The following is a 13,499-nucleotide window of genomic DNA, read 5'->3' as shown; positions in this document are numbered from 1 at the left end:
TTAAAGAAGTTTAACAGCAATTTCATAACGGCAGTTCAATGATGAATTTTGTGCCGCTGCCATGGGTGCTTTTTACATCTATAAATCCGTTATGAAGCATAACAACATGCTTTACAATGGAAAGCCCAAGGCCTGTTCCGCCGAGTTTCTTGGAACGGGATTTGTCAACAACATAAAACCGCTCAAATATTCTTGATAAATGTTCATTTGTAATACCTATTCCTGTGTCCTCTATGACGATTTCGATCTTGCCCTCTTTTTCTTTTAGAGATATTTTTATACTTCCCTTTTCCGTATACTTAATCGCATTGTCTATCAGGTTTATAAACATTTGTTCCAGCTTGAAGGGATCGGCTTTTATAAGCGGTAGGTTGGCGCTGATATCCATGTGTAAGGACAGGGATTTTTCTTTTAATTTTTGTTCAAAAATCCTTGTTATGCTTTCAAGAAGAACCTTCAGGTCTACCTCTGCGGGCACAAGCTCCATGCTTTTTTCTTCCAGTTCGGACAGGAACAGCAGGTCATTGATTATATTGATCAGTCTATCCGTATTTCGGCGAACAATATCCAGATAATGCCGGTTTTCTTCAGAAACAACCTTATCCTGCAGCGTTTCCACGAAACCTTTTATGGCGGTCAGGGGGGTGCGAAGCTCATGGGAGATATTGGAAACAAAGTCTGTTTTAATCTTTTCCAAATCCCTTATGCTGGTAATATCATGAAAGATGACTGCTATTTCTTCCTTTGCGCCAAGGAAGGTTGCGCTGCACAAGAAAGTTTTATTGTTAAAGGAAATCTCTTCAGAGATATTGGTTTTTGTGTCTTTTGTCTTTTTTATGAGTTCATCAAACTGAGGGGCTCTGAAACATTCCCAGTACAGCCTTCCTTCAGCAAGGTCGCTCCCGATAATCTTTCTGAAACTGTTGTTGCTCAGTACGATTTCTTCTTCTCTGTTTAAAACAAGGATGCCTTCCTGAAGGGACGATATAACGCTGTCCAGCTCTTCTTTCTGTCTTGTCAGCTCATCAAAGAGTGCTTTAATTCGAGCTGCCATACTGTTAAAACTGTCTGCAAGCTCCCGTAACTCATCGTTGCTTTTCAAAAATACCCTGGCGCTGAAATCTTCATCGGCAATTCTTCGTGAAACAGCACTTAATTCCTTAATGGGTTTTGATAGACTTCTTGCAAACATGAAAGATATAAATAGGGATAAGGCAATTATTAATGAAGATATTTCCAGAATTCTCATTCTGGCATGGTCGATTATTGCATTTATATCTTTCAGGAACAGGCTTAACCTTATAACCCCTATTGTTTTATCATTCTTTTTAACAGGAAGGGCAATATAAAGCATCTGTTTTTTTAATGTTTCACTTTCACGCAGAAACCTTCCTGTCTTGCCTTCCACAGCCTGGGCTATCTCTGGTCTTGTTCCATGATTTACCATCAATTCCGGATTTTCTTCTGAATCGGCGAGGACTGTGCCGTTTGGAGCGACAATGGTAACTCTTGTGTGAATTTTGCCCCCCAATTTTCTGGCAAGGGCATTCAACTCTCTAATATCGTTTTTCTCTAAAAAGGGTTTAATCTGTTCTTCCAGAGCAATCCCGAGATTTTTTAAATGGTTTGCAGTTGATTCTATATAATAATCTTTTACTGCCGTAAAAGAAAAAGCCAGAATAAGCCCGGACATAATAAGGGTTATCAATAAAAAACAACCGAATATCTTTAAGAATATCGATTTTTTCATTCTTCTATCCTGTACCCGAGACCTCTTATGTTTTTAATAAATATTGCCGCATTTTCCAGTTTCTCCCTGAGATGCCTTATATGCACATCTATGGTTCTGTCTATGACGGTCTTTTCCTGGCCCCAGAGATGGTCCAGAATCTGTTCTCTACTCTGAATTCTCCCCTTTTTTAAAGCAAGAAGCTGTAAGATCTTGAATTCAGTTGTTGTTAATTCTATTTTTTTACCTTCAACTTCAACTTCATATCTTTCCAAATCTATGTTTAAAATATCGCCTATACTGATTATTTTTGTTTCTTCTTTCGGTTTGTTTCTTCTTAATACTGCCTTTATCCGTGCCACAAGTTCTCTTGGTGAAAAAGGTTTTGTTACATAATCATCAGCGCCAAGTTCAAGACCGAGGACCTTCTCGGTCTCCTCCGTCTTTGCCGTAAGCATAATAACAGGAATAGAAGCATATCGGTCATTTCTCTTAAGCAATTTGCACACTTCAAATCCATCCGTATCAGGCAGCATCAGATCCAGTATGATAAGATCAGGGGTTTCAGCTCCAAGAAACTTATAGAAGCTCTCAACGTCAATAAATTCTTTTGTTCTGAAACCTGCATTTTTGAGATGCAGCGAAACAAGCTCCACTATATCCGGTTCATCATCTACGATGGCAATCATTTTTTGTATCACAAAGATTTCTCCTAAAAGTATTTTTTCTGATTATATTACTTATTGTTAATATTCTCAAAATATTTCTCTTAAAGCAATTTATGGCAATATTGAATCCTGATCCCGGCAATCATAGCTTTTTCATTCTTTATAATCACATTTGTCCGGATGCTATGCTTTTATAAAAAGAAAGATTTAAACATATCCATGTTTGCTGAAAACCATTGACTTAATTGTGTTTAACAGGATATTATGTGGAGTTTCAAGACCTTGAGATGTCAGTTTTCCGGGATAATTTAATCCTGTTGAACATATGGTAAGGCAAAAATCATTTTTGCGATATATCTAACCTGACAAGAAAAAAGCCGGGGTTCGGGTAAGATGCTGTAGAATTTTACGAGGTGACCATGAGAGGCAAATATATCGTTTGTACAAATATTTTTATCATATCTGCCTTCCTTTTATGCCCATCCGGCCTTTCATTCGCACAGACAAAGGCCCCTGCTGAGCCCCTTACGATTGGAGTTGAGGGCGGGAAGTTGCCTCCGGTTACATTCTCGCATAAAACGCATACTGAAAAATCGAAGATCGACTGTGCTGTCTGCCATCATAAAGACGACAACCCGAAAGAACCTCAGGGGTGTCTCAAATGCCATTCCGTAAAAGTTACAGGAAATAATGCGCCTGCGGCAAAAATGGTTTTTCATAAAATGTGCATAACCTGCCACAAGGAAAGCTTAACAAAGGGCATTAAAGCCCCGGTACAGTGTATTGAGTGTCATAGAAAATGAATCACTCTGCTGCAAGTGTACGTAGTAGTATTGGATGTGAAATAATAAAATGAAATTATCTCGAAGCAAGCTTCCGGGTACGAACCAGCGGGGCAATAATATCTATAAACTACTAACATCGCCGAAGCTGACTATATTTTTACTTGCCTTTATTGCGATAACTTCCATCTTCGGGACTGTAATAAAGCAGAAAGCGGATATTGAGGAGTATCCTTCCGTCTACTCGGAAAGTACATACAGAATCATACGTTTCTTTAGTCTTGACGATGTGTACCATAGCCCCTGGTTTCTCGCAGCTATTGCGCTTTTTGCCGTTAACCTCGGTCTCTGTACGTTCGGAAGGTATAAACATTTTCAAAAAACACAAAAAAACCCCATAAACCTGCCTGGTGAACAGGTTTTATCAACTATGCCAATGCACTTTTCTGTAAAAGCAACATCTGCGGGTCACGGAATAAACTTATTGAAAAAGCATTATAAGATTATTCATGAAGAAGAAAATGGAGCGGTACTCGAAAAAGGCATTGCTGCCCGCTATGGTGCCCTTATAATTCATTTAAGCATACTTATCATACTTGCAGGCAGTCTAATCGGACTTGTCTTTGGGTATAAAGGGTTCGTTGTTTTGAATAAAGGAGAAACAAAAAGTACAATAACCGTACGTGGCAGCAAAAAAGAGGTGTACCCTGGATTTGCCATCAGGTGCAAGGACTTCAGGGTGAGTTTTTATCCGGGCGGTCAGCCGAAAGATTATGTAAGCAGTCTCGAGGTTATTGAAAACAACAAAGTAATTACAGAAAAGGATATAAGGGTGAATGACCCCCTGAACTATAAAGGCATTTATGTGTATCAGTCAAGTTATGGTGCTGTCCCTTATTTTATATTCAACATTGACGGCGAGGAGGTAGCGCTGAAAGAAAGAGATACCTATGAAAAAGACGGTCTCATTCTGATGGTTGTACGGTTTGAAAATGCAGTCCATGATTTTGGTCCCGGAGTGCTGGTGGCATATCTGGATCAGGAAGAAACTAAAACCGTCTGGTTTTTAAAAAATGTAGAGAGAATGAAAGAGAGGGATATCCAGGGTGTGAACATAAGGCTTGAAGATATTAAAGAAGATTTATATACCGGCCTTGAGGTATCCAGTGATCCCGGCATATGGGTTGTGTGGACGGGTTTTGCATCTATACTTTTCGGGTTATATATAAATTTTTTCATATACTACAGAAAAGTTTATATCAGAAAAACATCTGATGGTATAATTGTTGCCGGGCATGCGTTCAGGAATCAGGAAGCTTTCAGGGAAGAGTTTGAAAAATTAAAAAAAGAGTTTTCAGCCAATGAGCCATAAAATTCTCGGTTTTGCAACTTTTATGTACCTTTTTATCTTTTTTCTCCATGTGCTTTATTTTGCAACGCACAAACAAAAGGTCATCTCTGTAATATGGGCAGCTTTCTATGTAACGCTCGGGCTGCATACAGCGGGGTTGGTGTTCAGATGGGCAGAGTCATACAATCTTGGAATAGGGCATGCACCTTTGTCAAACTTTTACGAATCCCTGATTTTTTATGCATGGTGTATATGTTTTGTACTTGTTGCAATGAAAAAAAAGCTGTCTTATCCGGCTATTACCATGCCGGCATCCCTTATTGCCCTTTTATTTATGGGTTATGCCTCTCTTTCCAAATCTGTTGAAAAAACGATCCAGCCTCTTATCCCTGCACTCCAGAGCAACTGGCTGCATATACATGTTTTTACCTGTTTTATTGCATACGCCGCTTTTGTCATATCATTTATATCAAGCCTGTTGTATCTTTTTAAACGTAAAGATACCCTGCCGCCAAGAGAAACTCTGGAGAATATAAACTACAGCAGTGTTGTCATAGGATTTTCCATGCTCAGCACAGGAATACTTACCGGCGCCGTATGGGCGCACTATGCATGGGGGTCTTACTGGAGCTGGGACTCTAAAGAAACATGGTCGCTTATTACCTGGATAGTATATGCTCTCTTTCTCCATGCAAGGCTTGTGAAGGGTTTAAAAGGAAAAAGAATGGCTTTTTTCTCAATACTTGGTTTTTTATGTGTAATCTTTACATATTTTGGTGTAAATTTTATTTTATCCGGGTTACATAGTTATATGATATAAAAAACTGTTTATTGATTTAGACAGATCAAGTGGTTTGAAAGATGTTAAGGGATGATTAAGGATATGAAAAAGAAAAGGCCAAAAAGCCTTATACTTTTTGGAAACGGCATTAACTGTGAATATGAAACTGCTTATGCGCACAAACTTGCCGGTTTTGAGCCTGAGCTTATGCATATTAATATGCTGAGAGAAAAGGCCCTCGAAATACATAACTATATGTTTATTCATCTTCCCGGTGGATTTCTCGACGGCGATGATCTCGGGTCTGCAAAGGCACAGGCGGTAAAATGGAAATATCAGAAGATAAAGGATTCAGAAGATAGATTTATTGACGAGCTTGTGAAATTTGTTAAGGATGGTAAAATTATCCTTGGTATATGCAACGGATTTCAACTTCTTGTTAAAACAGGATTACTGCCCGGTTTATACAGTGACTACGGCAAACAGGCCGTTACCCTCACATTTAATGACTCCGGGAGATTTGAAGACCGATGGGTAAGCTTAAAAACTAATCAATTTTCCAGTTGTATTTTTACAAGAGGCATGGATAATATTTATCTGCCTGTAAGACATGGCGAAGGGAAACTTGTACCGGAAAGTACGAATACTTTGAACTTATTGAAAGAAAACGGACATATCGTGATGCAGTATGTTGATGAGAAAGGTTGTGAAACAGGAGAATATCCGTATAATCCCAATGGATCAATTGAAGCTATAGCCGGTTTGTGTGATCCCAGCGGAAGGATATTTGGTCTTATGCCCCATCCTGAAGCTTATATCTATTATATTCAGCATCCGAGGTGGACAAGGGAAAATGTGATAAACCAGGAAAACGGTTTAAAAATATTTAACAATGCATTTAAATATGTGACAGAAAATATATAGGAGGTTATTAAATGAACAAAATTGATATAATCAACAAAGTTGCAGAAGATCTGAAATTAAACCAGAAGGTGGCTAAAGTTGCAGTTGACACAATAGTGGACACTATAAAACAGGCCATTGTGAAGGGCGAACGGGTGGAAATCAGGGGTTTTGGAAGTTTTACCATCAGACAATACAAGGCGTATAAAGGGAGAAACCCTAAAACAGGACAATTGGTAGATGTTAAACCCAAAAAGCTCCCCTACTTTAAAGTAGGCAAAGAGCTTAAAGAGATGATCTGGAAAGAATAAATTTGTTTTGGATTTTGGATTTGAAATTCCAAAATTCACAATCCTTATAAGAATTCAGGTTCAAAGATAGCATCAAAAGGGTACCCGGACCAAGCCCCGGGATACCCTTTTGATAATTATAATCCAGGCCAGTAGGGGCGTAGAGTTTTCTTTACCATTTCAACAACATAAATAACTTCGTTTGAAGGGTTCCCTTTTTTGCCCTTGGAAGCAGATGCTGAAGTGCCCTTCATTTCCAGTATGACAGACCTCACTGCGTCGGTAAGTCCCTTCAGGTCGTATCCTCCTTCCAGGGCAAAAAGAATCTTACCGTTACAATGCCTGTTTGCAATATCGAGAAGGATGCCCGTCATTTCGGCAAAACCGTCTTCAGTAACTTTCATGCTGCCCAGCGGGTCATTGTAGTGTGTATCAAAACCTGCTGAAACAAGAACTATTTCAGGTTTGAACAGATCGGCTATCGGCAGCAGGACTTCTTTAAAGACATATGAGTAATCGGGATCTCCCATGCCTTGCGAAAGAGGTACATTGACTGTATATCCTTTTCCTTCATTCTCACCCACTTCTTCATACCAGCCTGTTCCCGGATAGTACGGATATTCATGGGTCGAAAAATATAGTATTTTAGAATCATGGTAAAAACTGTGCTGCGTTCCGTTTCCATGATGGATATCAAAATCAACTATAAGAATCCTGTTTAACTTGTACTTTTTTTCAAGATATCTTGCACAAACAGCCACATTGTTGAATATACAGAACCCCATGGCTCTGTTCCGTTCAGCATGATGTCCAGGCGGTCTGACAAGGGCAAAACCCGAGTTGATTTCATTGGCGACAATCTTATCCGCAAGCTCCAGCATACCGCCCACAGCCATGCATGATGCTTCGTAGGACTTTGGCGATACTACTGTATCCGGGTCAAGCCTTTTCTCCCTGCCTTTTGTAGAAGCGATGGATTCAATGTAATACATATCATGGTTAAGGGCTATTTCCTCATGCGTGGCCATCCTTGGAGAAATATATTCAATACCGCTGTCATCTATGGCATCGAGCATTGAGTATATGTTTTTCAGTCTGTCAGGGTTCTCAGGATGGTATGAATCCGTGATATGTTCCAGGTAAATATCATCTCTTACTATACCAATAGTCATAGCTGCTCCTTTTCGGACAAAATTGCAGTTCTTTTATGCAACCATTCATTTTCAATCAATTGATGCCCCGAAGCCTTACTTCGGGGTGACCACATTGCCTCGAAGCTCTGCTTCGGGGTGACCACATTCCCTCGCCCCTTGAGGGAGAGGGCAGGGTGAGGGGGAATAATCATGTTCCCCATTCTTCTGATTCCTCGAAGCTCTGCTTCGGGGAGGTTCATTGGAGGAAATATTCCAATATTTTTAAATAAATATTCCCTTAATAAACTGTCCACATAATAAGCTGTCCATAGCTGCACAATATACTCATTATAGACATGAACAGTTTCTTGTTCAAGCTAATATTTTCCATAAATCCTGTTTAAAAATCTCCGAAGCTGTCATATTTGGTAAAAAATCCGGAAACAGGATACTCCGGGCTTGAATCTTCTTGAAATATAGGAAGTATTGGTGGTAATGAATAGGACAGATTTCTGCAGATGACAAGAACGGCAGGCTTCTTGCATTGATTCTCCCGGTCACCCGGGAGCTTTTCAGGCATGGTATCTGTATTTTGTTTTTCTTCCATGCAAAAGAATGCCCTGGTTTTGAAAAGATAACGAATGGAAAGCACTCAATTAAATCGTATTTATAAAAAATTACAGAACTTACTGGCCAGCCCGGAAGAGCCTTTTCTCGTCCAGTCAATTGAGGCGCAAAAGCTCTTTGTCTGCGAAAAGGATAGAATCATCGAGCATTTCGACTCATCTACCTCACGTTTTGGTAATGGTATTCGGGAGGACTCTTTCAGGACACCCATCGGCGTCCATCGGATTACTGAGAAAATCGGAGCCAATGCTCCTTCGGGCCGCATTTTTAAAGAACGTAAAGACACCGGGGTTGATTGGGATCTGAGTTCCATGGAAGACAATCTGATACTGACCCGAATTCTCCGGCTGGAAGGTCTGGAGGAGGGGATAAACAAGGGCAGCGGGGTGAATTCCTATGAGCGCTGTATCTATATCCACGGCACCAACCGGGAGGATCTGGTAGGCAGCCCTTTGTCGCACGGATGCCTCGCTTTACGCAATCAGGACATCATCCGTCTGTTTGATATTGTCAGGGAAGGCACAGTTGTTTACATCGATGCTCCGCCAATAATTATTGACAAAAGACAGTGCCGGAGTGTCCATTTTATCGGCATTTTCGGTACAGGCATGAGCGCCCTTGCACAATATCTGCGCTTTCAGGGAATAACTGTCTCAGGTTCCGATCGCCTGCTTGCCAGCGAGGATACTGCAGCCATCTGTCAAGCGCTTGAAGGGCTTGGGTGTACTATCGTCAATCAGGACGGTTCAGGTGTCAGTGCGGATATTGATATCATCTGCATCTCAACGGCCATTGAAGAATCTAACCCCGATATCACTGCTGCACGTGCCTTTGGTCTTCACATAGCACATCGCTCCGATCTGCTTGCCGCGATAATAGCGTCGAAAAAGACGATTGCAGTGGCCGGCACAAGCGGTAAATCAACGGTAACGGCAATGATATTTGAATTCCTGACAGCATGCGGGAAATCGCCATCTCTCATAAGCGGCGCTCCTTTGCGCAGGCTTGAAAAACAGGGACTCATAGGCAATGCCTGGAGCGGCGGTTCCGATCTCCTGGTAGTAGAGGCAGATGAGAGCGATGGAACGCTGACCAAATATTCTCCGGAGGTCGCTGTTATTCTTAATATTTCCAAGGATCACAAGAGTGTTGATGAAATAAAAGAGCTTTTTGAAACGCTTGTTTCAAAATCTACCCGGACTGTTTCCAATTCAGACGATCCGATTCTTGCTTCTCTTCCGGCAACAATTAGATTTGGCCGTAGCAGTCCGGCCTTGTGGCGGCCTGATCATGAAGAACTCCTGCCGATCTCAGTCAAGCTTTTTCGAAAAGACATTGAATATCATTTGCCCCTTCCGGGAAACCACAACCTTGAAAATCTGCGAGCGGCTCTTTGTGTCTGCGAGTATTTAGGCTGCCAGGGGCCGGTCCTTGCCGATGCAGTAAGAGATTTCGAGGGTGTGGCCCGACGCTTTACTGTCAGCAGAACAGAACAGGGCGTGCATGTAGTCGATGATTTTGCCCACAATCCGGCAAAGATTGCGGCTGCTGTGAGTGCCGCAAGGGGACTTTCAGAGCGTATTATTGCCGTATATCAGCCGCATGGATTCGGTCCGACTCGATTCCTAAAGGATGAATACATTGCAACCTTTCGAAATGTTTTTCGGCAGAACGACTCACTCTTTCTCCTGCCCATTTATTATGCCGGGGGTACTGCCCAAAAAAATATTTCCTCAGAAGATATCATATACGGTCTTGGCAAAGTATCGTTCAATGCGCAGGCAGTGAGCAGCCGCGATGAGCTGCTGACCGGACTTAAAGCCGGTGTTAAATCAGGTGATTGCATTCTTGTCATGGGAGCAAGGGACCCGTCATTGCCGGCTTTAGTAAAGAAAATAGTAGAGCTGTTCGGCGGGGAAAGGAAGAATTCATAATTCCAGTAATACTGAATTTTATTGACATTATATAGACATGATATAAGAATAGAAAGATAGTTATGTTGGAGGGCCAAAGTGCAGCAGAGTGCAGATGATGTGCTTTCAATCATGCTGCTGACCGTCCAAAGAAAAAACTGGAAAAATTAATATTCAATAGGAGGATAAATGCCGGATCAACCACAAATGCAGATTAATACAGCGGATGAGATGTCAAGGGGCCGCTACAGTAATTCTATGGCAGTTGCCCACGGACCTGAAGAGTTTATTATAGATTGGTTTCTGCAGTCGCCAAATGGTGCGCATCTTGTTTCACGAATCGTAGTTACACCGGGTCACATGAAACGTATCATGCAGGCGCTTCAGGAGAATCTTGAAAAGTATGAAAATACCTTTGGAATAATAAATGTTGTTGAGTCTCCTAATCCTATAGTCCAGTAGATTTTATTTTTCTGAAGAAGATGTAATTATGGTGTTAAGAAGTGGTGAAGGGAGCAATTCCCACAGGTTTAACTTACCTGTCATAAGCAGCGCAACTGCTCTGGACGTCCCTGTGGTGCCCGAATTTTTGCTTGTAAAATAAATAAAATAGCAGGAAAATGAATGAAAGCGATGTGGTTGAGAAAAAAAACTGATAATTCAAAACGCGCCCCTATTTCTGTTAAATTCCAGTCTATGTTTGCAGAGGTCTTTGGCCTCGGCCGTGCCGCTGTTATAAGCGCTGTTATCTCAATTGTTGTAATTCTTGTGCTCGGTATATTCCTGTTTTTTTACCTTGCGCCGCCCAATACCATTACTATAACCAGCGGGCCTGATGGCAGTATGTTCAGCAGGACAGCGGAAAAATATGGCAAAATACTCCAGCGAAACGGCGTAACGCTCAGGATACTTCCATCTGAAGGCTCTGTAGAGAATATCAAGAGGCTTGCTGATCCTTCGTCAAAGGTGGACATAGGATTCGTGCAAGGCGGGGTGAACGCAGGGATAAAAACCGACAAGCTTGTTTCTCTGGGCAGCATCTCATATGAACCACTTTATGTTTTTTACAGGAGCGAATCTAACATTGAACTACTGTCGCAGTTAATGGGCAAGCAAGTAGCAGTAGGCGAGGTCGGCAGCGGAACAAACATTCTCTCGCTCAAATTGCTCGCAGCCAACAGCATAGAACCGGGAGGATTTACAAAGCTGCTTGAGATGGACTCCGACAAAGCAGCAGATGCGATTCTGAATAGCAAGGTTGATGCAGTATTTCTAATGGGTGATTCTGTCTCAACAAAGCTTATACGCCAACTTTTGCATGCACCCGGCATTAAGCTCTTCGATTTTACACAGGCTGATGCTTATATAAGACGCATAACTTACCTGAATAAAATTATTCTTCCAAAGGGTTCAATAGATTTCGGAAAAGGCACCCCTGCTCAGGATATCTTCCTGCTCGCTCCGACAGTTGAACTGATTGCTCAGGAACACCTGCATCCAGCGCTCTCCGATTTATTGCTCGATGCTGCACGTGAAGTGCACTCCGGCGCCGGACTTCTCAGGCGCAAGGGCGAATTCCCCGCGCCGATCGAGCAGGAGATCCGCATAAGCAATGATGCGAGTAGCTTCTACAAATCAGGCAAGGGTTTTCTATATCGCTATTTGCCGTTCTGGATCGCCAGTTTTGTGAACCGTATCATTGTGGTGCTCGTACCCATGATCGTGCTGTTTATACCCGGATTGCGGCTCATACCTGCCGTATACAGATGGCGGTTCAAGTCGCGCATCTCCAGATGGTACCGTGCTCTATTGATGATAGAGCAGGATCTTAAAATGCAATTGGTATCGGATAAGCACCAGGCACTTATAGAAAGGCTCGACAATATCGAGGAAGCGGTGAACAGAATGAAAGTACCGGCCTCGTTTGCAGACCAATTCTACGAACTGCGCGGGCATATCAAATTTGTGCGTACAAGGTTGGTACCGTGAAATGAAAATTGCTATGAAGTCAATACTGCGTGGTTTTTGCCAGAGGCACTGCTTTCTTCCCAAAATGCACACTGTGTGGCTTTTGCCTGAGGTACAAACTAATTCCTAAAAGACACACTATGTTGCTCTTTTCCATTGATCAATAGTTCAACTGGCAACGGTGGACAAAATGCCCCAAAAAAACGAGTGTTGCTTTTGCTGATATTACCGACTAAAAGCGATTCTCATACAAATGAGTTATTCTAATTACCCTATGATATTAATAGATTTTTAATTTGTCTTTTTTATAAACAAGGAATATCATATTAGAAAGTTAATAAAAACGAGCATCGGATATTATATGTTGGGCGAGAAATGGATGAAAAATCAATCATGATAATCGGGTCCGAAACAAAGGCTGATAGGAGGTTTGCACGTAACGCAGCCTTGCTCCTTATCGATCGATCAGGAGGCGAGACCCATGAACGCACAGCCCCAAACAGAAAGGAGGAAAAAAATGACAACTAAACGAACCCGTATTGCAAATTTCGCTCTTGGCGTGAGCCTTGCCGCCGCGTTGCTGGTCGGCGCCTGCCTCGCCACTGCCGCCGACAAAGACCTTTGGCCCGGAACACGGGTTGGCGAGCCCACCCCAAAGATTAAGGGAGTCCCTCCCGCGCTCGCGAAGAACCTTGCAAACTTCGATGACCTAGACTTTCGCGTCTATACCGGCCAGCAGTGGCAGGACCTCCACAAGAGCCACACGAAAGATGTCGTAGTACACTGGCCCGATGGCCACCAGACCAAAGGCATTGAGACGCACATCGAGGACCTGAAGTACATGTGGACGTTCGCGCCCGACAACCGGATCAAGGAGCACCCGGTCCGGTTCGGCACTGCGGACGGCAAGTGGACGGCCGTGACCGGCTGGCTTGAGGGTACCTTCACGAAGCCGATGGTTCTCTCGGGCGGCAAGGTTATTCAGCCGACTGGCAAGGCCTACCGCATCCCGATGGCAACGATAGGCCACTGGAACAAGGATGGGATCATGTTCGAGGAATACCTTTTCTGGGACAACGGCGAGTTCATGAAGCAGATCGGGCTTGCTCAGTAAGAGTGTAGGCACTCAAGGGAAAGCAAAAAGGAAATCGAAGGGGTCAGCTCTTGTTACGGAACATTTATAAAAAATATAGCGGATACATTTGTCTGTCTCATGTCAAGGGCTCGTACTATTATACAAGACACCAATAGACAAAGGGAATACAATTTGATAGGTTTCTTAAAAGGTAGGTTGTGTGGGTGGTCAGGTCGGTCAAGGCGTGAACGGTCATTATCAGATGGCCAGTTCGTGGGT

14 protein-coding genes are annotated in these 13,499 nt (G+C 42.5%); 10 read left to right on the top strand and 4 right to left on the bottom strand.

What is annotated here, in order from left to right:
* Positions 1-22: 22 nt before the first annotated feature.
* Entirely contained in the window at positions 23-1,750 is a 1,728-nt protein-coding gene (locus tag NT010_06740; GenBank protein ID MCX5805748.1) for an ATP-binding protein, read from the bottom strand.
* Positions 1,747-2,427, bottom strand: coding sequence for a response regulator transcription factor (locus NT010_06735; protein MCX5805747.1), 681 nt, complete (start codon positions 2,425-2,427; stop codon positions 1,747-1,749). Before NT010_06735 ends, NT010_06740 begins: the two co-directional genes overlap by 4 nt.
* 389 nt (positions 2,428-2,816) lie before the next feature.
* Between NT010_06735 and NT010_06730 the strand changes: the two genes are divergently transcribed.
* The 5 genes from NT010_06730 to NT010_06710 all read left to right on the top strand — a co-directional run bounded on the left by NT010_06730 (position 2,817) and on the right by NT010_06710 (position 6,525).
* Entirely contained in the window at positions 2,817-3,200 is a 384-nt protein-coding gene (locus NT010_06730; GenBank protein MCX5805746.1) for a cytochrome c3 family protein, read from the top strand.
* A gap of 49 nt (positions 3,201-3,249) precedes the next feature.
* Positions 3,250-4,551, top strand: a complete 1,302-nt coding sequence (locus NT010_06725) for a cytochrome c biogenesis protein ResB (protein ID MCX5805745.1) — start codon at positions 3,250-3,252, stop codon at positions 4,549-4,551.
* Complete coding sequence (locus tag NT010_06720; GenBank protein ID MCX5805744.1) at positions 4,541-5,350, top strand: cytochrome c biogenesis protein; 810 nt, start codon at positions 4,541-4,543, stop codon at positions 5,348-5,350. The genes NT010_06725 and NT010_06720 overlap by 11 nt, the downstream gene beginning before the upstream one ends.
* Positions 5,351-5,413: 63 nt before the next feature.
* Positions 5,414-6,235, top strand: a complete 822-nt coding sequence (locus tag NT010_06715) for a phosphoribosylformylglycinamidine synthase subunit PurQ (protein MCX5805743.1) — start codon at positions 5,414-5,416, stop codon at positions 6,233-6,235.
* Positions 6,236-6,246: 11 nt separating this feature from the next.
* Positions 6,247-6,525, top strand: coding sequence for an integration host factor subunit beta (locus tag NT010_06710; protein MCX5805742.1), 279 nt, complete (start codon positions 6,247-6,249; stop codon positions 6,523-6,525).
* Between the two features lie 116 nt (positions 6,526-6,641).
* Here NT010_06710 and NT010_06705 read toward each other — a convergent pair whose 3' ends face one another.
* Positions 6,642-7,676, bottom strand: a complete 1,035-nt coding sequence (locus NT010_06705) for a histone deacetylase (protein MCX5805741.1) — start codon at positions 7,674-7,676, stop codon at positions 6,642-6,644.
* A 361-nt stretch (positions 7,677-8,037) separates the two neighbouring features.
* Positions 8,038-8,244, bottom strand: a complete 207-nt coding sequence (locus NT010_06700) for a hypothetical protein (protein MCX5805740.1) — start codon at positions 8,242-8,244, stop codon at positions 8,038-8,040.
* 34 nt (positions 8,245-8,278) lie between these two features.
* Between NT010_06700 and NT010_06695 the strand changes: the two genes are divergently transcribed.
* From NT010_06695 to NT010_06675, 5 genes are all read left to right on the top strand, one after another.
* Entirely contained in the window at positions 8,279-10,198 is a 1,920-nt protein-coding gene (locus NT010_06695; protein ID MCX5805739.1) for a Mur ligase family protein, read from the top strand.
* A gap of 168 nt (positions 10,199-10,366) precedes the next feature.
* Positions 10,367-10,639 (top strand): DUF3467 domain-containing protein, encoded by a 273-nt coding sequence (locus NT010_06690; protein MCX5805738.1) that lies wholly within the window; start codon positions 10,367-10,369, stop codon positions 10,637-10,639.
* Between the two features lie 162 nt (positions 10,640-10,801).
* On the top strand, positions 10,802-12,166 hold the full coding sequence (locus NT010_06685) for an ABC transporter substrate-binding protein (protein ID MCX5805737.1): 1,365 nt from the start codon (positions 10,802-10,804) through the stop codon (positions 12,164-12,166).
* A 354-nt stretch (positions 12,167-12,520) separates the two neighbouring features.
* Positions 12,521-12,673: a hypothetical protein gene (locus tag NT010_06680; GenBank protein MCX5805736.1), complete on the top strand. Its 153-nt coding sequence runs from the start codon at positions 12,521-12,523 to the stop codon at positions 12,671-12,673.
* Positions 12,663-13,259, top strand: a complete 597-nt coding sequence (locus NT010_06675; GenBank protein ID MCX5805735.1) for an ester cyclase — start codon at positions 12,663-12,665, stop codon at positions 13,257-13,259. Before NT010_06680 ends, NT010_06675 begins: the two co-directional genes overlap by 11 nt.
* Positions 13,260-13,499 lie beyond the last annotated feature (240 nt).

It is taken from the genome of Pseudomonadota bacterium (assembly GCA_026388275.1).
Classification (GTDB): domain Bacteria; phylum Desulfobacterota; class Syntrophorhabdia; order Syntrophorhabdales; family Syntrophorhabdaceae; genus JAPLKB01.
The sequence above is the reverse complement of the archived record's forward strand: the minus strand, read 5'-3'. Positions and strand labels throughout refer to the sequence as shown.